The following is a 20,168-nucleotide window of genomic DNA, read 5'->3' as shown; positions in this document are numbered from 1 at the left end:
TAGGGGGTATGCCAGAGACCCCGGCCACGCCTGCGAACCCGTCGGTCACCGGTTCCGAGATCGCCCGTATCGCGGGTGTCACCCGCGCCGCCGTCTCGAACTGGCGGCGGCGGTACGACGACTTCCCCGCTCCGGTCGGCGGCGGCGCCAACAGCCCCCTGTTCGACCTCGCCGAGGTCCAGGCCTGGCTGGACAAGCAGAGCAAGGGCCAGGACGTCACCGACGAGGTCCAGCTCTGGCAGGTCCTGCGCGGGGCCTACGGCGACGACATCCTCGGCGGGCTCGCGGACATCGCGCACACCCTCGCCGCCCCCCGGAAGAAGACGCCGGACGCGCTGCCCGAGCAGGCGGTCCGGCTGGCCCGGCAGATGGCGGCCGGCGGTTCCGCCGCCGACGTGGTCGACGGCCTCGCCGAGCGTTTCACCGAGTCCGTACGGCGGGCCGGTTCGGAGCAGGTGACCTCGCCCCGCGTCGTCCGGGCCGTCCGGCACTTCGCCGGCGACGTGCCGGCCGACGCGGTGCTGCTCGACCCCGCCTGCGGCATCGGCACACTCCTGCTCGCCCTCGGCGCCGGACCGGACGCGCGGCGGTACGGCCAGGAGGTCGACACCCGCAGCGCCCGCCTCGCGCAGTCACGGGCCGACCTCGCCGGACTCACCCGCACCGAGATCGCACAGGGCGACTCGCTGCGCGCGGACCGGTGGCCCGACCTCAAGGCGGACCTCGTCGTCTGCGACCCGCCGGTCAGCGACACCGACTGGGGCAGGGAGGAGCTCCTCCTCGACCCCCGCTGGGAACTCGGCACCCCCTCCCGCGCCGAGGGTGAACTCGCCTGGCTCCAGCACGCGTACGCGCACACCGCACCCGGTGGCCGGGTCGTGATGGTCATGCCCGCCTCCGTGGCGTACCGCAAGGCCGGCCGCCGTATCCGCGCCGAACTCGTCCGCCGGGGCATCCTCACCCAGGTCACCGCCCTGGCACCCGGCACGGCCGCCGCACACTCCCTCCCCGTCCATCTGTGGCATCTGCGCCGACCGCGCACACCGGACGACACGGCCGGCACCGTACGCATGGTCGACCTCACCTCGGGCGGCCCGGACGACCCCCTGGAGCCGCGGCCCCGGCAGATCACCGAGGTCCCCCAGATCGACCTGCTCGACGACACGGTCGACCTCACCCCGAGCCGCCACGTCGAGGAGTTCCACCGCGACTACGTGACGGAGTACGACACCCTGCGCCAGGAGCTCACCGAACATGTGCGGCGCCTGACCGAGCTCCTGCCCGCCCTCGTCGCCGGCGAAGGCACCGGCGCCCTGGAGGGCCCCAGTGTCAGCGTCGCCGACCTGACCAGGGCCGGGCTGGTCGAGTACGCCGACCCCGAACCGGTCTCCGTCAGCGACCAGCTCGACACCGACTTCCTCCAGGGTTTCCTGCACAGCGCCGCCAACAGCCGCCGCTCCACCACCGCCAGCGGTACCTTCCGCCTCGACAGCAAGGGCGCCCGCATCCCGCAGATGGACATCACCGCCCAACGCGGGTACGGCGCCGCCTTCCACGCGCTGCGCGAGTTCGAGGAGCGGTCGCGCCGGGTGACGGAACTCAGCCGCCAGATCGCGGCACTGGCCCGCGACGGACTGAGCAACGGGGCGCTGAAACCCGGCACCTGACACCTTCGCGTCGAAAACGTGTACGCGAATCCTCCAGGCGTCTGGCACGATGAGACGCTGCATCGACGTGTCTTCACGCGGGCCGAGCGTCCTGAACGAAGGGGATTTGCATGGCGGACTGGATCTACATCCTCGATCCGCGCAGGGACACACTGGACGGTGAACCGTCCGACAAGGAGACGATGCTCCAACTGGCGCAAGAGGAACCCGCGTTGGAGCTCTGGCTCAGCCGCCGCAACCGTATGGAACCCGGCGACCGCCTCTGGTTCTTCTTCACCAGACCCGAGGCGGCGGTCGCCGCCGTGGCCGAGGTCGACGAGGAACCCCGCTCCGACGACGAGGACCCCGACATCCCCTTCGTGGTACCCGTCACCCTGCTGACCGAGGCGACGAAGTCGCTCTACCGCGACCCGGTGAGCCGGGACGAACTGGGCCTGGGCCAGGTGCGGTCGGTACAGAAGGTGAAGCCGGAGGCACTGCCGGTGCTGCTCGCGCGAGCGGGGCTGTAGCGGACCACGCCTAGCAGGTCAGATCTCCGCTGTCCGTGGGGTCGTTCCTCCCCGTGGACAGGGAGACCTGCTTGACCTTCCCGGTGTACGGGCCGACCGCGCCGTCGCTGGTGGCCCCGTCGGAGTAGTAGACGGCGTGCGCCCACGGTTCGGCGTCCTTCTTGAGGCCGTCGACGACATCCTTGAGGCGCTGACTCTGGATGTTGACGTTGAGGCAACCGCCCTCGAGATACGACCAGTCGGGATTGGTGCCTTCCGTCTCGTCCTCCGCCACCGCGTCGAGCGGGAGCAGGGACAGCGCGGCCTCCAGCGCCCGCTTCTCACCGGCAGGCTCCGCGAACACCACGTCCACGCTGATGAGATGGTCCTTCAGCTGCTCCGCCGGCGGCACCGTGGCGCAGACGACGGCGTCGTCCGACAGCCGGTAGGCGACAGGATCCCCGATGGGCTGACCCGTCTGGGCCGCGCACTCCTTCGACCACGAGACACGCCGGTACCGCGAGTCCCACCAGGAGATCGGTGAGCCCACCCCGCGCCCCTCCTTGGCGTCCTCCTCCGCTCCGTCGAGGGTCTGCTTCGGCAACGGCGCCTCCTTGTAGGGGGCGACGTGCGGGCAGAACTCCTTCCGCAGGAAGTCCGCCATGGCCGCGGTCTGCTCCTCGGTCCCGCCCGAGCTGACGTCCGAAGCCTGGATCCCCTCCCACGTACGGTGTCCGACGGCCACATCACGGCACGTGTCGACCTGGGCGACCGCCAGCCCCTGCCGTTCCTCCAGACTCGTCTCCACACCCTCACCGAGACCGTAGCCGTTGGCGTCCCCCACCTCGCCCAGCCGGTTCACGAGGTCCTCGTCGACCTCGGCCGACCGGAGAAAGTCGACGAGCGAGGTGTCGTCCTCGACAGGCGCGTCGGTGTCCGGTTCGGGCGGGCTCTGCTCGACCTCCGCCTCGGCGGCGGCTTCGGAGGACGGCCCGGCCGCCGGTTCCTCGTCGGAACCGCATCCGACGAGCGTGAGGGCCGACACGAGCAGCAACGCCACGGGGGCGAGGCGTCGGGGACGGGACATGGCGCTGAACTCCGGTCCGTGGGCGCTTCCACCAGGAAACGATCTAGTTGTTGACCAGAGCATGAGGCACACATGTTGGCGCTGTCAACGAGTGGATGAGCAGGAGGACCTCTCAACGTCCCCTCCCGCACCGACGGGTCCGTGCACGTCAGGGACGCCCGCCGGGGCTAGGGTCGTCCCGGCACCGGACTCAGGGGAGTGACGGGCGCGACGACGGACTCGGGGTGTCATGACGCTGCTCACGGTCTTCGTCGGGCTCGTGACCGGGTGGGTGGCGCTGCGCGGGCTGCTGGTGCATCCGCTGCTGCCGGTGTGGGTGCGGACCTCGGTGTTCTGGACGCTGCCGCTCGGCGCCCTCACCTGGGCCGTGATCATGACGGCGGACGACGCGTCCCTGTTCCCGGACACCGCCCCCTGCCCGAGGGTGCCGATGCGCGAAGGCGTCCTCGGGGGCGGTGAGGTCTCCGGGATCTCCACCCCGTTTCCGCCGCGCGCCTCCTGCCGGTGGGAGGACGGCACGGTCTACGACCGCGCGCCCGGTGCCGAGTTCCTGTTCTGGGTGTTCTTCGCGATGACGGTCGTACCGCTCGGGGCGGGCCTGTGGCACGCCCTGCGCGAGCCCACGTCGCTCCTCCGGTAGATCGACCGGTGCGGTGCGGCAGCGGTGGCGTTCAGCCTCACCGCGCGCCCTTGACCGCCCGGTCCCGCCACAGGCAGTACACGGCCGCCGGGTCCTCCCAGTACCGCCACGGAAGGGCGTCCACGTACCCGTCGACCAGCCGGAACTGCAGCAACGCCGCCTCGTGACGGCCCTGCCGGGTCAGGAAGTACGCCAGCAGATGCCGCACGGACGCCGTGTCCGGGTGGCCCTGCGGCGCCTCGGCCACGTCCGCGAGGACCGCGTCCACCATGGCGACCAGGTAAGGCGCCCGGAAGTCGGCGTCCTTCGCGTCGTCGTCACGGTGCTCGTACCACGCGATCAACGGCAACGCGCTGAGCAGGCTGCCGCGCGGGGCCCCCGCCAGGGCCTCGCGGGCGAAGGAGACGGCCAGATCCTCCGAGCCGCGCCACTTCGCGCACCAGTACTGAAGTGCCGCGCAGTGCGCACCGTAGTGATACGGATCCCGGGCGGTGATCTCCTTCCAGATCCCGCGCATCCGCTCCCGCGAGTAGCCCAGACCGAGCGCGGTCCAGATCTCGGAGACGTACGGCGAGGGGTCCTCGGGGTTCAGTTCCGCCGCGCGCGTGAGCAACCGCGGCGCACGCGCCAGCGTGTCGTGGAATCCGGCGAACTGTTCCCGGCTGGTGTCCTTCGCCCAGCCGCCACCCCGTAGACGCCAGGCCAGCGACACCGTCGCCCGAGCCCGCACCAGCGCCGCGTCGGGATCGTCCGGCCCGACCGCCGCCTCCCACGCGTCCAGCCAGCTGCCCCGACGCGCCGCCCGGTGCGAACCGAGTGCGTCGGAAATGAGCGAACGCCGCGCCCAGTCGCGCTGCTCCCTGGTCCGCGCCAGCAACTGCGCCGCCGGCTCCCAACGCCCTCGCGCCGCGGCGGTCCTGGCGCGTTCCAGGTCGGCGTCGGCGGCGACCTGCAGTGTGTTCTGCGCGGACTGCGGCAGAAAACCCAGCGCCTCGGCCCTCCGTGACGAACGCCGGGGTGAGGAGGGCCCGCCCATGATCCGACGGTAGTAGGCGACACCGACCGCGACGACGACCGCGAGAACGACGGCACGAGCGACCTCCACGCTCACACCCCGTCCCGCCGGGTCACGGCCGCCGCCAAGTCGCTCTGCGCACGCACGAGTACAGCCATCGGGAAGTCCTTCACGGGGGAGAGGCGGGGTGAGACGGGGACAGACGCGAAGAGAGGGGGAGAGACACGGCCGAGTCAGCCGGCGGAGACGGAGTATCACCCGCCGATGTCACCGCTCGCAAACGTATTCGGAGAGCGCAGGGGGCCGTGGACTCACTCCGTGAGTGTTTGGGCCAGTGATCCGGTTCCGGCTACGGCTGCCGCGTGGTGTCCGCGCGCCGGTGGCAACTCGCGGAGCCCTTACGGGGTTCGGGCCGCGGTGTGGACCCCACGGTCGGACCCCTCGCCTCAACGCCGTTTTGGCGTTCGGACCTTAAGATCACCGAGGGCCCCGGCAGTGTGCCATCCGTGCGGGGCACCGGACAGTGATGCACGGCTTCACGGGGGAGCGGTTTGTGGAAGAACGGGGCGAGGTGAGGTCGGGCCGGCGCCACGACCGGCGCGGACGAGGGGCCGCCGTATGAGTCCGGTCCTGGACACCGCGTACATAGCGCCGGGGGACAGGGAGGAGGTGGTCCGGCACGCGGTGTGGGAATCCCTGGTGGCGGTCGACATCGACCACCGTCCCCCGGCCGAGGACGTCTCCGTCCGCATCGGGCTCGGCGCCGTGGGGCCCCTCAGGATGTGCTCGGCGAGGGCGACCGCGGTCACCGTCCACCGGACGGAACGGCAGGCCCGGGCCGACGAGGAACCGGCCGTCTTCCTCGGCCTGCAGGTGTCGGGCACCAGCCTCGTGGCACAGAACGGCCGCCAATGCGTGCTGAGGCCGGGCGAGTTCGCCGTCTACGAATCGATCACCCCGTACACCCTCCTCTTCGACGAGGGAGTCGACCACCACTTCCTGCGCTTCCCCCGCGCGGCACTCGCCCTCCCCGACCGGCTGTTACGGGACACCGCCACGGTCACCCTGGGCTCCGGCAATCCCGTCGCGGGACTCGCCTTCACCTACTTCTCCCAACTGGCCGTCAGCGACGCCCTGCACGGAGGCTCCCACGCGGACGCCGTCGTACAGCCCGGCGTCGAACTCCTCCGCGCCGTTCTGACGACCCAGCACGGCGACTCCACACAGTCCAGGGGCCCGTTGGAGGCCACCCTCAGCCTGCGCATCACCCAGTACATCCGCGAGCACCTGGCCGACCCCGACCTCCGCGCATCACGGATCGCCGCCGCCCACGGCATCTCCGTACGCCACCTCTACGCCGTACTGTCCCGCTCGGGCATCAGCCTCGGCGACTGGATCCGCACCCGCCGCCTGTCCGAATGCAGACGCGAACTGGCCGACCCCGGTGCCCGCCTGCGCACCATCGCGGCGATAGGCCGAAGCTGGGGCTTCGCGAACGCGACCCACTTCAGCAAGTCGTTCAAGCAGGCCTACGGAATCACCCCGCGCGACTGGCGCGACCAGAACCGGCCCGCCACACCGATCACATCATCCGCGTGACGTCCCGGTCAGCCGGTCGGCCACCTCCTCGACCGCGGCCACCAGCCCCGCCGGTTCCTGACCCAGATCCAGGGCGTGCTGGTGCAGGATGATGCCCGCTTGCCGCACCCGGTGGGCGGCGTGGCCTGCGTTGCCCTTCGCGTACACCAGATGGCCCGGCTTGTGCCACGGCGAGGAACTGGCCGCCGGCTGCCGGCCGCCGGAACCCGCCCGCACCTCGCCGCCGGGCGTGCGGAGCGGTCGCGGTTCGTGGGGCGAGCAATGTTCGTTCCGGCGGTCGCGTAGCGAGGACGCCACCGGCTCGACTCGTCGCCGGCGGCGCCATCCTCCACACCTTGCGGTCAGAGATCCCACACTTGGTCGGGGTCGTCCAGTGCCGCCCGGACCTGGGAGAGGTCTCCGACGTCCGCGAGCGGCGAGCTCTTGGCGATGTCGACGATGCCACGCACGACACTGTTCAGCACCTCGCCGTTGCCCTCGTCGAGCGCTCTGTCCAGCCTGGTGAACATCTCCTCGAAGAGGTTGCGCCGTTCCGCGAACGCCTGGGTGAAGTAGTCCTTGAGCACGGCTTCGGCGGCCCGGATCCGAGCGACCTCCGTGGCCTCGTAGGCCTCCAGGCGGGCCCTCTTGGTGCTCTCGACCTCGTGGATGTGGATGCACTCACGGGCGGCTTCGACGATCTGGTTCAGCGCGGCGAAGCCGTCCACCGCCTGGACGGAACCCTTGGCCGCCTTGAAGACCTTGCCGACATGCACCTTGGTCTGGTCGGACACCTTAATTCTCCTTGGTCAAGGGTCTGTACCTGATGGTGAGGTTCGAACTGCGCTCGTCCAACTCGCCTTCCGCGTCGACGATAGGAGTCGTCGCCACGTCACGCACCGCCATGACCAGGGCCATGGCCCGCTGAAAGCGTTCGGCGTGGCTCCGCGGATCGAACGGCTCGGACTCCAGAAGGTCCAGCGCCTCAAGCCCTCGGGAGGTCAGATCCGTCAGGAGGTCGCGCAGTTCCGCAGCGCGGGCGTCGACGCCCTTCAGGCGGGTGTCCGTCTCATCGAGTTCGGCGATCGCCACGGCGACCTTCACCTCGAACTCCCTCGCCTGGGTGATCGCCTTCTTGCCTTGGCCCTTGAAGACCAGGCCACCGACGAGCAACGCCGGGCCGATGGTGACGAAGTTGAGCGCCGCCGTTCCGAGCGCCACCCCGCCGCCCCCCGACGCGAGCGCCCCACCACCCAGGAAGGCGAGGGTCGCGCTCTCGGCCGCTGCACCCGCCAGACCCGAGATCGCCGCTCCGGTGCTCGCGACTCCGAAGCTGCCCGCTGCCGCCGCGATGCCGGCACCCGTGCTCGCGCCCGCCGCCGCGGATCCGAGGGCCCCGCCGATCCATGCCACCGCGTCGACGTCGAGGCCGTGCAGCCCAGGGATCTTGGTCATGGTGGCGTCGACGCCGTCCACCAGCAGCCGCTCGCTCTCGCGCACCTGTCGCTCGTGGCGACGCAGGAAGTCGCCCATGCGTACGACGACATCGACGAGCGCCTGCTTCTGCTGCTCCCCCAGTGCCTTGAGAGCGGTGTTCGTCGTCGCCAGCGCGTCCTCGGTTTGGGCTCGGCGTCGTTCGTAGTCCTGGCCCGCTTCTTCCAACCGGGCCTTCGAACGCTTGAGGTCGTGGATACCCTTGCCGCCGAGGGCGACCCCACTACCGCCGGTCGCCACACCGACACCGATGAGTATGACCGGTATGAAGAATGGCACGATCCCCCCTTGATCCTCATGCCCCCCAAGTGAACCGACGGGTCCACTCGTCCGTTGCCCGTGTTGCGTGTGACGGAAGGGTTCATGCGTGCTATTGATGCTCCCGTGTTGGCGCTTCGAGCATGACGATAAGTTGTTACTGCTGTCAACGCGTCGCCGAATGTAGGGTATTCGAATTTTCGTACGTAGTGGACTCCTCGGGCCGGGCAGTACGGGTGACGGCCTCGCCCTGGTCGACGCGGTAACCGGATCGCAGGCATGGACCGAGCATGACGGCAACGGCTGGACGGTGTACCAGGACGGGATCCTGCGTTTGTGGGACCAGGTCGAGGGTGCACTCGACACCTGGCAGAAAGCGGGGGCGCCCGACCAGTCCGCGTTCGGTTCGAGAACGGCGTCCTGGCCGAGCGTCCGGAGACCGCCGTCGGGTGACCACGCGTCACTCGAACCGCACTACCTGGCGACTACTCGCCGCCTGTCGGACTAGCCAGCACCCAGGCGGCAAAGGCTTCGACACCGTCGATGACCGCCTCGAAGCGCGGGGAGTGGAAGACATCGAACGAGTGCTGCCCGCCCGGCAGTTCGGCGTAGACGACGGTGCTGTCGGAGGACCGGCGCAGCTGGGCGACGAAGTCTCGGGCCCCCTCGACGGTTGCCAGCGTGTCCTTGGTGCCATGGGCGATGAGCAACGGCGGCGCGCCGGGGCGGATGTATCCCTGGGGCTGGAGCGGGGACGGTGGCTCGTCCGGCGGGTCGCCGAAGTGGTGGCCGTAGTAGCCGTAGAGACAGATCGCCGCGGTGACCGAGGTGTCGGCCGACTCGAATCCGGGCTGGAACTTCGGGTCGTTCGGCGTGAGCGCGCAGAGGGCCGCCATGTTCGAGCCGGCGGAGCTGCCCGCCACGAACAGCCTCGACGGATCGGCACCGTACTCGGGACCGTGCTCGCGGACCCAGGCGATGACCTTCTTGGCATCGATCTGGTGGCCGGGAAACGTGGTCTGTGGCCGCAGCCGGTAGTTGGCGCTGATGCACACCCAGCCCTGGCCGGCGAGCCGGTACAGAAGGGGGCGTGCCTCGCGGCTCTTCGATCCGCTGGTGTAGCCGCCGCCGTGGAAGTAGACCAGGACCGGTGCGTCCTGCGGGGCGTCGCGGCGGCGGTAGAGGTCGAGGAGATTCCGGCGTCCGGCGTCCCCGTAGCTGATGTTGGGGATTCGCTGCACGTCGCGCCGCCGCATGAGCGCGGGAAGCAGCAGGATGCGGGCCCAGGGCCGGTGACGGCGCAGCGGTACGTGCACACGATCCCGCCAGCCGGTTCCGAGTCCCTCGACAAGGGCCCTCCCGACCACCTCACTTGCGCGCAGCCCCAGCCAGGCGGAGACGGAGAGGCCGATGGTGGCGACGTTGGCCACCGCGGCCGTCACCTTGGCGCCCGTCGAATCCAGATCGCCCTGGGCGGCGGCCAAGGCCGTGGAGGCCACCAGAACGTAGATGCCCACGAACGGCACCTCGTTGAGGATCAGGCCGAACCAGAACGTCAGGGTCGCGAGTGGCCGGGGCCGGCGTGGCGCGACAACGGCGAAGAAGGTGCACCAGGCCAAGAGCGCGGTCGTCGCCACGTATCCCATCGGCATGGTCATGATCGTAGCCGAGCAGACTCGATCGATCCGGCTTTCGGTCCGATCAAACTCCGGGCCAAGGTCACCTGCGGCGCGGACCGCCAGGCCGCCACCCTGACGATGGTCTTCCACGAACGCCGGGGGTTGTCACCGACATCCACCCCGTCCCCCTCGGCCAGCCCGGGGAGGAACTTCCGGCGATCGCCCGCTTGCGACAGAGTCCCGCGCTCGCGAGACGTTTCCCACCGTCTTCCGTACGGCCTGCACGGGCGGTGCCGCACCGTTCCGGCATGGCGTCGGCGGCGTCGCGATCGTGATCGTCGTGTCGGCGTCCGTGGTTCGCCCAGCGAACTGGGGTTCGGTCTCCAGAGCGAAGCGTCGCGCCTGCTCGGACGACCGCGGTCGCCCGACCTTGACCGCGACCTCCCGTCTGATCCGGGGGTCGAGAGCCCGCCAGACCTCACCGAAGCCACCTCGGCCCAGTAACTCGGCCGGTATGTGACGCTGTTCGAGAATGCCCTGCGGTCGCATCCGATCCGCCCCCACTCGCCCTTTCCGGAAAGCGATGTTCAGCTGTTCGTGGCCTCCGTCGATGGCTCGAACGCCTCGAAGACACGGGCCTGTTCCAGCTTTCGGAGACGGCCGAGTTCGATGGGCCGATCCGTATGGGGCCGGTCCAGGGCCTTCAGGATGTCGGCGAAGTACGGCACCGGGGTGTTCTCCGCGGAGATCACCAGCGACGACAGCAGTATGCCCGTGGGTCCCGCCGGGCGGTCGACCTCGGTGAGGATGAGCGCGCGGATCCTGTCGGACAGTTCGTCCGGGGCGACTCCCGCCGCTGCCGCGAGTGTGTGCCAGCCGACTTTGACCTGACGGCGGGCGGCGGAGACCAGCGCCGCGCGTACGGCGGCTATGACGGCCTTCCGGCTGAGGCCCCGCTGTGTCCAGAAGGCGCCGCCCTCGGCGAGCCGTTGCGGCGTTCCGGTGCCCCGCGCGGACAGCGACACGAGATCGTACGCCCGCTCGCGCTCCGCCTTCCACGCGGACGCGGCGGTGGGTGTCTTCCCGGAGGGGGTCCAGCCCAGCTCCCTCAACACCCTCTCGAAGAACACGACCGGCCCTCCCTGTTGACTGTCCGCCCGGATGAGCGAGGAGAGGACAGGCCGGTCGGATGTGTACGGGGAATCCACGGCGACCAGGAGACGGACACCGTCGTGCGCTGCCACGGTGGAGGCGGTCACCCCGGCCTTCTTGAGCAGGTTCGACCATCTGATGAGTCCGCGCCCGCGGGCGACGAGCTGAAGGTGCTGACGGAGCCGGCCCACCAGTTCCGCGTCGACCGGCAGCGGGACCGTCGTGGTCGTCGCCGTGGGGAGCCAGGTGGCGCGATGCGCGGCCTTCTGCTGCTGGGACCAGATGGCCTCGGTCTTCGCGTCGGGGAGACCGGGGTCCCAGCCGAGGCCGGCGAGTACGGCACGGAAGAACGGGGGCAGGCCGGGGCGCTGCCCGGCCAGTTTGACCAGCGACGCGAGGACCGGCCGGCCGCTCGCCCGGGTGTGCCCCACGGCCACGAGCAGACGCACCCGGTCCTCGGGAGTGAAGTCGGCGGGTGCGTGACCGGCGTAGGCGATGAGGGTTTCCCAGTTGATGATGCCCTGAGAACGCGCGACCTTGGCCAGCCGGCTCCGGAGGGACGCGACGAGCGCCTGTTCCTCGGAGGTCAGGGCACGCGGGGAGGCCGAAGCCCGGGTATCGGGTTCCCGCGGTCTGGGGGAGGGACGCAGAGCCGGCCAGCGCGGGTCCGTACCCTCCGTGAGGGCGGAGTAGCCGACGGCACGGACGAGCCAGCCGTCCTGGACGATACCGAGGTGCGCGGAACCGTCCAGGAGGTTGAGACGGTACGGAAGAGGCGGTTCGACCCCGCTGGGAAGCGCGAGCCGTACGCGGATCATGTCCGATCCGGCGGGCTGCACATCCGCTTCGTACAGGCGGTGCGCCGGGTCGTCCCCCGCCGCGTCCAGGGCGACGGAAGCGGTGAAGGCGACGCTGCCCGGAAGGAGCGGGAACGCGACGGACGGCTGCGAGGGCTCCGGCGCGACCGGGCGCGGCGTATCGGCCGGTTCCGGTGTGATGATGCCCTCGTCCGTCAGCCGACAGTGCTCGAGGGTGGTCCACTCGACGCGATGGCCGGCGTCCTGCCTGCCGACGTACACCCGGCGGGTGCCCCGTTCGGTCCGGCAGGAGAAGCGCAGGGCGTGGCCCTCGGCCTCCACCTCGTTGTGTGCGAGCCCGCTGTGCGGCCCGTAGGCCCAGTGGACCCCGGTGCTTCCGGCGGAGAGTTCGTCCCGGGTCTCCCGCCACACGGCCAGGGGAAGACGTGCCATCTGCACACGGATGAGCCGGCGCCCCGACCCGAACCGCACCTCCACGACATCACCCGGACCCGGTCCCATGTCCGGATAGCTCACCTCGGCGTCCGTCCGGCCCCGTGCACGGAGCCAGCGCCGCAGTGCCTGACCGATGTAGAGGTGGTCCGCGCTGTCCTCGCCGGTCCGGGTACGGCGGCAGTGGACGGGCGGGCGGTGCGCGAAGTGGCACTTCTTGTCGAGGTACCGCTTCGCGGTGAGCTTCTTGCCACAGCCGCCGAGGAGGACTCCGCAGTAGAAGTCCTCCCGCGTGCGGCCCCGCATGAACAGGTCGAAGTCGTCGTGGTCGAACGGCAGGAAGACGGGTGAGTCCGAACCGGGCCGGCCGGTGACCGCCGTCTGAACCTTGCGGGTGTCGTCCACGTATGAGGGCATCGGGTCTCTCCGGGCGGCAGGTCTCTGCGAAACACCTCATTCTCTGCGATGCGCGTCGAGCGCGGGGTGGAACGGACAGGGACGCGACGCGGAGATCCTCACCCTCGGTGAGGGGTACCACCGCGGGTCGCGGGACCCGCACCGGGAGGCGGCCCCGCTGCGTTTCCCCGGTTGGGCTGTGCTCGTCTCCACGGCGGATGTACGTACGGACCTGTCCGAGCTCGAGGAACTCACGTGTTCGGTCGGCGTGTTCGTGGACAGAGCCCGCTCGCACGAGCGGTGAGGACGAGGTCCCGGTGGCCGGTACCACCAGGACCCGGTACGTCCGCTCAGTTGGCCAGTGCCACGCGTTCCACGTAGGCGACCTTCACGGAGGCGATGTCGGACAGCTCGCGCTCGTCCTCCAGTTCGCTGTAGTCGCTGAACTGGCTCTTGTCGGCGTCGGTCTTGCCGGCGGCCAGGTGGGCGGACCCGATGTAGGTCTGGCCGAGGAAGTCACCGTCCTCGTCGAAGGCGTTGACGATGACGGAGTAGTTGGCGGGCCCGTCCCCCTTGTTCGTGATCTTGTAGACGAACTCGTAGGTCTCGTCGGTGTCGGCGTCACAGTCGTTGTATGTGTACTCGTCCGTGTCGTCGCAGTCCTCGTACGCGTCGCTGTCGCTGGTGATGAGCTTGCCGCCGGAGACCTCGACATGGTCGATGGGGTCCTCCTCACCGGCCAGCGCCCACCAGGCGACACCGGCGGCGGCGAGGAGCAGCACGACGACGGCGACTACGACCGTCAGGGTGCGCCCTCTTCCACCGCTCGCCGGAACGGCCGGGGGGTAGGGATGGACAGCCGTGAAGGTGGGCGGCGCGGCCGGGAGCGGCGGGGGAGTGCTGTCCGGTCTCTCGGGTGTGCCTTCGGTCATGGGACGGCTCCGTTTCGGGACGTGGAGTGCGCGCCGGTGCGGTGGTCTGCCTCAACCATGCGGCCACCGGCCCCCACCAGGAAGAGCGCGGCACCGATCCGTGTCGCCGCGATACCGCTCAACTCGCGTGCAGGGCACACTTGTTGTATGTCTGGTCTCGGACGCACGGCAGGAGCGGCCGCCGCCGCGGCGGGACCGGTGGTGGCGGTGGACACCGATGACATCGGGGTGCCGGACCGCTTCGGCTGGTGGCACGACATGGTCGACCACGACGTCATGCCGGTGGAGATCCGGAGTCCGCACGCCCACCGCTTCCAGGGCCGGGTGGAGTCGGTCGGCCTTCCGCACGGCCAGGTGGCGGCCTTCGACTTCTCGCCCATGACCGCCCGGCGCTCCCCGTCCCACATCCGCAGGCACGACCCCGGGGACCACTACCTCGTGCTGGTCCGGGACGGCGCGGTCCGGCTGGAGCAGCAGCGCGGCGTCGCCTGCCTCGGCCCCGGCGGCATGGCACTGTTCTCCACCTCGCACCCGCTGACCTGCGACTTCGTTGGCGGGGGCGGCCCACACCGGCTCACCCTCCTCCGGCTTCCCCGTACCGTCCTCCCCCTGCCCGGCGGTCGCGTCGACCGCATGCTGGCCGAGCCGCTCCCCGGGGATTCCGGCTCCGGCGCACTCCTGGGCCCGTATCTGACCTCCCTGCCGGCCGCCGCCCGCACCTCGGGCCCCGCCGAGCTCGCCCGGCTCGGCACGATCGGCGTGGACCTGGCAGGTTCCCTCCTCGCGGCGCGGTACGGCGACCAGGAGCTGCTGCCCGCCGAGACCCGCAGAACGGCGCTCCTCGCCCGCATCAACGCCTTCATCGACCACCACCTCCCCGACCCCGCGCTGGACCCGGCGGCCGTCGCCGGCCACCACCACATCTCCGTGCGCACCCTCCACCAGCTGTTCCGGGGCGAACCGGAGTCCGTCGCCGCCACCATCCGCAGCCGCCGTCTGGAGCACTGCCACGCCGATCTGACCGACCCCCGTCTGCGGCACCGCACGATCGCCGAGACCGCCCTGCGCTGGGGATTCGAGCGCCCCGCCGACTTCAGCCGGGCCTTCCGCAGGGTGTACGGAGTCTCGCCGAGCGAGGTCCGGGCCGGTCTGCGCTGAATGCGCAGGATCTCTGCGCTGACGGCTGATGACCGACCGGTACGGCACGGAGGACAGTGGGACGGCGGCATCCCGGTGACTTCCAGTGGGGGGACTGAAGCTCTGGGGTGCCGCCCGTCTGTCCGACAGCCCGCACGGAGAATCGGGGCGAAAGTGCGACGCTCATCGCTGACACACCGGATCGTCGGCTGCGCGGTCATGGGACTCACCCTGCTCCTGGGGTGTTCGGCAGCCGCGGACAAGGACGCCGGGAGCAGCCCTGAGAAGCAGCCCGCACCGTCGAACACGAGGGTGCCGCCGCGCGCACACGACCCGGTGACGAAGTTCGGCGAGCAGGAGTTCGACTTCCCCGGGGACCTGAGCCGGGCGGCACTGGACGGCACCACCGCGTGGATCACCGGGTCCAACGACCTCACGGCGGTGGACCTGACCACCGGGAAGAGCACGGTCATCCGGCCGAAGGGCCAGGACCCCGAGACCTCCCCGCTCTTCGGCCGCCCCGTCCTCACCGACGTACAGGGCAGACGGGTCGCGCTGGCGCTCCTGCCGGTCTCCACGCCCGGCAGCGGGACCTTCACCGACCAGGACGCGGTCGAGATGCTCGTGGTGGACGCCCGTACGCACAAGACGATATGGAGTTCCCGGATCGCCGACGTGGAACCCGGATTCTCCAAGGCTGCCGACGGGACCGTCATCGGCGCGGACGACGGTATCGCGATCGTCGACGCCGGATCGGGCGTCCAGGCGGTGAACCTCACCACGCGCGAGACCGTCTGGAGGACGGACGCGTCAGCGGACGACGTCGCCGCCGTCGGCGAGGGAATCGTCGCCCTCACCGAGAGCGACACCTGGGGAGAGGACCGGCTGTACGGCCTGCGCGTGAGCGACGGCAAGCGGGCCTGGACCTTCGGCGGGCGCGAGGAGAACCTGAACGTCACCACGATCGGACCGCGCCGCCTTCTGGTCACGCAGGGTGTGGACGTGGCGTACGACGAGGGCGGCAGGGTCGTGGATCTGGCGGACGGCCGGCAGGTGGCCGCCCCCGAGTACTTCGCGGTGCCGGACCGCTGTCTCTACGACGGCGAGTCCACCGCCGTCTGCTTCAAGCAGGAGTACGGCCAACGTGCCTCGTTCGCCCTGGACGCGACCTCCGGCAAGGTGCTCTGGGAACTCCCCACGGCCGACCGCTTCGCACCCCGCATCTCCACCGCCTGGCACGGCATCGTCTACACCGAGACCGAGGACGGCCCCCTGATGCTGGACGCACGCACCGGCAAGGACGGGGCAGGGCAGCTCCCCGATGTTCCGGACCTGGTCAACGCCTACGTCGGTCTCTTCCAGAAGGACGAGGACGACTACGAGGGCGAACCCCCGACATCCCTGCGGCTTACGGCGGGCTGAACTCCCCGCGTGCCGTACGGCGGGCACCGGCGTCATGCCGATGCCCGCCGCAAGAACATCGCCGGTTCAGCTGTACGGGATCACCAGCACGGACTTGTCCGTCCCCGTCCGCAGCTTCGACGTGCCGTTGCCGATGGCGCTCCACACCTCGAGGCGTACGGTGCCGCCGCTGAGGTTGCCCGGGGTGCCGGTGGACGCTGCCAGGCCGCGGGCCTGGCTGTACTCCTCCCAGCCGGTGACCGGGTCTGTCGCGAAGTAGTGGTACGTCTCCGTGCGGTCGAAGCTGCCGTCGCCGGTGAGGTCGTAGCTGATCCGGGCCTGCTGGCCCAGACCGACCGACGTGCCCGCGTCCACCTGGAGCCGGAACGCGGTCTGCGCGCCGGGGGTGAGGGTGCCGTTGACGCCGCGTACCTCGTAGACGAGGGGCTGGTACGGGGTGCCGTCGTGGTTGGTGCCGCCGGCGGAGGCGACGGTGTCGCTGCCGTCCGTGCCGCCCGACGCCGTGGTCAGGGTGCCGCCGCTGCGCAGCTGGAAGGTGTTGCCGGTCGGCGGGTCCGGATCCGGGTCGGGGTCGGGGTCCTCCGAGCCGGTACCCGTGCCGGTCGCGGTCGAACGGGCCGGTACGGACAGGGACTTGCCGTCGGAGAAGGTCACGGTACGGGCCGTGGAACCGTAGTTGTGGGCCGCGTAGGTCCGGGTCGTGCCCTTGGTGAAGACGGCGGACGAGGGGATGTCACCGGTGACGGTGGCGTCCGGGGCGCCGAGGGAGTCGAGGGTGTTGATCCAGTGGTAGGTGTGCGCCTTCGACTCGCCCTGCTCGGGCGTGTAACCGGCGTTGCCCGCGTCCCACTTCGACTTGGCCGTGCCCGGGTCGGCGAGGGACTGGAACTCCCAGAGGATGTCACGCCATTCGACGGCGGGGCCGCCGTTCTCCCGCTCCATCTCCGCGATGTTGCGCCGGATCGCGGCCTTCTCGCCGCCGAGGTGCAGCGAACCGCCGGTCACAGGGAGGACGTTGATGCCGTGGATCTCCTCGGGGTTGGCGGTCCACCAGGTGGAGTAGGCGGCGCCGCTGCCCCACACCATGCCGGCCGTGTCATGGCCGAAGGAGGACGGGAAGACCTGTTCGTCGGCGTCGAACCAGTACTGGGCGATCGACTCCGCCTCGGTGGTCAGCAGGAAGGTGCCGAGGTCACGCAGTGAGGTGTCGCCGGTGGCGGAGCCCCACAGGATCAGGGCGGCGCTGAGGTTGGTGGACTCGGAGGAGGACTCCTGGTTGTTGCCGGCGGCGAAGCCCTGGTGGCCGGAGGCCCAGCTGTGGCCCGCGTAGACGTCGAAGCCGCGCAGGAAGGGGAAGGCGGTGTCGGTGCGGCTCGGGTTCGCGGTGTCCCGGACGAGGGTCTTGACCATGCCGCCCCAGGCGGAGTCGGCGGCCCAGCCCTGGTCGTACTGGGCGACGACCGCGGCCGCGTAGACGTAGTAGCCGTAGTGGAAGTGGTGGTCGTTCAGCTCGGTGTCGCTGCCGTAGGAGGCGGGGTAGCCGGTGAGGGTCTTCCAGTCCTGGTCGTAGCTGAACTCGTTCGCGCCGCCCGCCGTGAACCAGTCCTGGAGCCTGCCCTTGAGCAGGCCGAGCAGCCGGTCGCGGGTGGCGGTCTCGCCGATCTGGTCGGCGACGGGGACGAGTTGGGCGAGGCGGCCGAGGGCCTTGCCGGTCCAGTAGGTGTCGGCGGCACCGGAGAACGGGTCGGAGGCGTTCACGACCTCGTTGAGATAGCCGCGCAGCCGGGCGGTGTCCACACCGTTCGACTTGGGCGGCGCGGGCAGCACCGCCGACGCGTTCTGGCTGGTGGTGAACGAGGCCGACTCGCGGACCTTCATGGTGCCGCGCGGGGAGACGTACGTGTACGAGGTGAGCGGGTCGGTGGTGTGCAGCCACTGGTGGCGGTACAGGGCCTGGAGCGTGCCGCGCTCGGTGCCCTCCTTCGCCTCGGTGGTCAGCGTGTAGGTGGCGCCGACCGTGCCGCCGCTGTAGTTCCAGGTGACCTTGGACCCCGTGACGAAGCTGTAGGCGTACTTCCTGAACGTCGCCAGCGCGTCCGTGGACGGCAGGACGGCGACGGAGAAGTAGTCCTTGGAACCGAGCCCGGCGGTGACCGTGGAACCGGAGACGTTCCAGTCGCTGCCGGTCGGCGCGAACAGGGCGTAGTGGTGCCCGGCGACGGTGATGCCGAGGACATTGCCCTGGTCGGCGAAGACGGCGGGCGTACCGGCGGTGGTGATCTGGGCGTTGCCGCCGGAGCCCTTGGCGTACACGAACGGGGAGCCGTGGCCGATGGTCGTCCGCAGGGTACGGGCGCCGTCGGACCAGTAGGGGGTGACCGTCCAGTCGGACCAGTCGTCGGCCCTGGTGTCGGGGGAGTTGAGGCCGGACAGCCCGATGGTGAGGTCGCGCTTGTGGGCGTACTCGTACTGGCGGCCGTCGCCGACGATCGCGGGCGTCGTCGGATAGCCGACGTCGAGGCCGCCGGCCGTGGCCTGGTAGGTGAGGGGGTGCCCGTACATGGGGGTGGAGTACGGGTTGTCGCCGTAGCGCTGGAAGGCGAGGGACGACCACCAGTCGTTGGTGGGCACCGGCCGGTTGCGGGCGGCGGAGGTCACCTTGGGCGTGACCGGGGCTCCGGTGTTGGTGGTGGGGCCCGACGTACCCGCCGGCCGGGTGTCGGAGTAACTCCCGGAGCCGACCGGGACGGTGGCGGCGGCCGCCGGTGTGGCGGCTGGGCCCAGGCCGAAAGCGGCGAGGGCCGATGCCAGCAGCGCTACGGCCGCCGGTCTGGTGCGGGGGGTTGGCATGTGCCACCTCGAATTGTGACAGGGGGGAGAGTCTGAGAGCGCTCTCAGATGGCCGGAACGTAAAGCCCATGTAATGCACGTGTCAATGGTGTTGCCTCCGTCATCGCGTTTCCCCAGCTCGCGCGTGGTTTCCCCGAGGACCCCCCGGCGGGCAACAGGAAACCCGTCGACCCCTGCCGGCGACCGGGCAAATCTGGGTTTGTCCGCAAACGGCAGTCGACGGGGGTGGAGTTGATGAGACGTGCACTCGTCTCGATGTGCGCGGTCGTGGCGGCCGTCACGGCGGGATGCGCGGACGGCGACGACGGCCGGGCAGCACGACAGGACGCGCGTCCCCAGGCCCTCACCTGGCAGCAGGAACTGCGCGTCACCGATGCCCAACAGCGCCTGATCAAGCAGTGCATGGAGCGCCACGGCTTCGACTACTGGGAGGACCGCAGGCTCACCCTCCAGGAGAGCCGCCCGGTGCGCTTCGTCCAGGACGACGTGAAGTGGGCCCGTACGTTCGGCTACGGGGGACGCATCGAGGCCGAGAACCTGCGGGTTCACGAAAGCAACCCCAACGGCACCTACCGGCAGGGTCTTTCCGCCGCCCGGCGTGCCGAATTCGACACCGCGCTCGACGGCGGCGACGACGCCGAACTGCTCCGGGCGTCGCTGCCCGTGGGCGACGGCGAGATCCGAAAACGCCTCGGCGGCTGCACGGAGGAGTCCGAACGCACCCTCTACGGCGACCCGAAGCTCTGGTTCCGCACGGGCAAGACCGTGACGGGACTCAACGCCCTCTACGGCGAGCAGCTCATGAACGACCGCCGGCTGACGACGGCGATCCACGCGTGGGCGAGCTGCATGAAGCGGGCCGGACAGGATTACAAGGACCCCCAGGCGGCCCGCGACGCCGTGCGCGTCCGCACCAGCCGGCTGGGCGAGGCCCGCGCGGACGAGGCGTTCGCCGCCGAGCGGAAGACCGCCGTCGCGGACGCCGTCTGCGCCCGTGAGACCTCCCTGCGGGCCGTGGCCACGGCCCGGGAGACGCACTATCTGGACCGCCTGCGCGACCGGTTCGGCAAGGACATCGACACCTACCGCGACCTGGGTCACCAGGCCTACGAACGGGCGGTGCGCATCGTCCCGGAACGCGACTGACCACGTCGCACCCGGGAGCACACCGCTCCACGGCGTC

Annotated in this window: 16 protein-coding genes; 7 read left to right on the top strand and 9 right to left on the bottom strand. The window is 70.4% G+C overall.

Going from position 1 to position 20,168, the window contains the following annotated elements; genetic code table 11:
* The first annotated feature begins 8 nt into the window (after nt 1-8).
* Together ACGFR9_RS00925 and ACGFR9_RS00920 are read left to right on the top strand one after the other, a co-directional pair.
* Nucleotides 9-1,667: an N-6 DNA methylase gene (locus ACGFR9_RS00925; protein WP_393201612.1), complete on the top strand. Its 1,659-nt coding sequence runs from the start codon at nt 9-11 to the stop codon at nt 1,665-1,667.
* A gap of 110 nt (nt 1,668-1,777) precedes the next feature.
* Nucleotides 1,778-2,176, top strand: a complete 399-nt coding sequence (locus tag ACGFR9_RS00920) for a hypothetical protein (protein WP_393201609.1) — start codon at nt 1,778-1,780, stop codon at nt 2,174-2,176.
* A 10-nt stretch (nt 2,177-2,186) separates the two neighbouring features.
* On the opposite strand, the gene ACGFR9_RS00915 is transcribed toward ACGFR9_RS00920, so the two are convergent.
* Nucleotides 2,187-3,242, bottom strand: coding sequence for a hypothetical protein (locus tag ACGFR9_RS00915; protein ID WP_393201606.1), 1,056 nt, complete (start codon nt 3,240-3,242; stop codon nt 2,187-2,189).
* A gap of 229 nt (nt 3,243-3,471) precedes the next feature.
* On the opposite strand from ACGFR9_RS00915, the gene ACGFR9_RS00910 reads away from it, so the two are divergent.
* The gene (locus ACGFR9_RS00910; RefSeq protein ID WP_393201604.1) at nt 3,472-3,882 is read left to right on the top strand and encodes a hypothetical protein; all 411 of its coding nucleotides are present in this window, start codon (nt 3,472-3,474) and stop codon (nt 3,880-3,882) included.
* Nucleotides 3,883-3,919: 37 nt separating this feature from the next.
* Here ACGFR9_RS00910 and ACGFR9_RS00905 read toward each other — a convergent pair whose 3' ends face one another.
* Nucleotides 3,920-4,987, bottom strand: coding sequence for a hypothetical protein (locus tag ACGFR9_RS00905; protein WP_393201601.1), 1,068 nt, complete (start codon nt 4,985-4,987; stop codon nt 3,920-3,922).
* Between the two features lie 528 nt (nt 4,988-5,515).
* Here ACGFR9_RS00905 and ACGFR9_RS00900 point away from each other — a divergent pair.
* The gene (locus ACGFR9_RS00900; protein WP_393201598.1) at nt 5,516-6,496 is read left to right on the top strand and encodes a helix-turn-helix domain-containing protein; all 981 of its coding nucleotides are present in this window, start codon (nt 5,516-5,518) and stop codon (nt 6,494-6,496) included.
* Here ACGFR9_RS00900 and ACGFR9_RS00895 read toward each other — a convergent pair.
* The 6 genes from ACGFR9_RS00895 to ACGFR9_RS00870 all read right to left on the bottom strand — a co-directional run bounded on the left by ACGFR9_RS00895 (nt 6,485) and on the right by ACGFR9_RS00870 (nt 13,576).
* Nucleotides 6,485-6,712, bottom strand: coding sequence for a hypothetical protein (locus ACGFR9_RS00895; protein ID WP_393201595.1), 228 nt, complete (start codon nt 6,710-6,712; stop codon nt 6,485-6,487). The genes ACGFR9_RS00900 and ACGFR9_RS00895 overlap by 12 nt on opposite strands.
* Before the next feature lie 125 nt (nt 6,713-6,837).
* Entirely contained in the window at nt 6,838-7,269 is a 432-nt protein-coding gene (locus tag ACGFR9_RS00890; RefSeq protein ID WP_393201592.1) for a hypothetical protein, read from the bottom strand.
* 1 nt (nt 7,270) lies between these two features.
* On the bottom strand, nt 7,271-8,248 hold the full coding sequence (locus ACGFR9_RS00885; protein WP_393201589.1) for a hypothetical protein: 978 nt from the start codon (nt 8,246-8,248) through the stop codon (nt 7,271-7,273).
* A gap of 464 nt (nt 8,249-8,712) precedes the next feature.
* Nucleotides 8,713-9,879 (bottom strand): alpha/beta hydrolase, encoded by a 1,167-nt coding sequence (locus tag ACGFR9_RS00880; protein ID WP_393201586.1) that lies wholly within the window; start codon nt 9,877-9,879, stop codon nt 8,713-8,715.
* Between the two features lie 554 nt (nt 9,880-10,433).
* Nucleotides 10,434-12,665 (bottom strand): competence protein CoiA family protein, encoded by a 2,232-nt coding sequence (locus ACGFR9_RS00875; protein WP_393201583.1) that lies wholly within the window; start codon nt 12,663-12,665, stop codon nt 10,434-10,436.
* 329 nt (nt 12,666-12,994) lie between these two features.
* A complete protein-coding gene (locus ACGFR9_RS00870; protein WP_393201580.1) occupies nt 12,995-13,576 on the bottom strand; it encodes a hypothetical protein in 582 nt (193 codons plus the stop codon).
* 147 nt (nt 13,577-13,723) lie between these two features.
* Between ACGFR9_RS00870 and ACGFR9_RS00865 the strand changes: the two genes are divergently transcribed.
* Both ACGFR9_RS00865 and ACGFR9_RS00860 read left to right on the top strand, forming a co-directional pair.
* On the top strand, nt 13,724-14,734 hold the full coding sequence (locus ACGFR9_RS00865; RefSeq protein ID WP_393201577.1) for a helix-turn-helix domain-containing protein: 1,011 nt from the start codon (nt 13,724-13,726) through the stop codon (nt 14,732-14,734).
* A gap of 153 nt (nt 14,735-14,887) precedes the next feature.
* Entirely contained in the window at nt 14,888-16,135 is a 1,248-nt protein-coding gene (locus ACGFR9_RS00860; RefSeq protein WP_393201574.1) for a PQQ-binding-like beta-propeller repeat protein, read from the top strand.
* Nucleotides 16,136-16,201: 66 nt separating this feature from the next.
* On the opposite strand, the gene ACGFR9_RS00855 is transcribed toward ACGFR9_RS00860, so the two are convergent.
* The gene (locus ACGFR9_RS00855; protein ID WP_393201571.1) at nt 16,202-18,985 is read right to left on the bottom strand and encodes a glycosyl hydrolase; all 2,784 of its coding nucleotides are present in this window, start codon (nt 18,983-18,985) and stop codon (nt 16,202-16,204) included.
* Nucleotides 18,986-19,219: 234 nt separating this feature from the next.
* Here ACGFR9_RS00855 and ACGFR9_RS00850 point away from each other — a divergent pair, with 234 nt between their 5' ends.
* Nucleotides 19,220-20,131, top strand: a complete 912-nt coding sequence (locus tag ACGFR9_RS00850; RefSeq protein ID WP_393201568.1) for a hypothetical protein — start codon at nt 19,220-19,222, stop codon at nt 20,129-20,131.
* Nucleotides 20,132-20,168 lie beyond the last annotated feature (37 nt).

This window comes from Streptomyces sp. NPDC048584, assembly GCF_043199595.1.
Taxonomy (GTDB): domain Bacteria; phylum Actinomycetota; class Actinomycetes; order Streptomycetales; family Streptomycetaceae; genus Streptomyces; species Streptomyces edwardsiae.
This window is presented reverse-complemented; position numbering and strand designations above follow the sequence as displayed.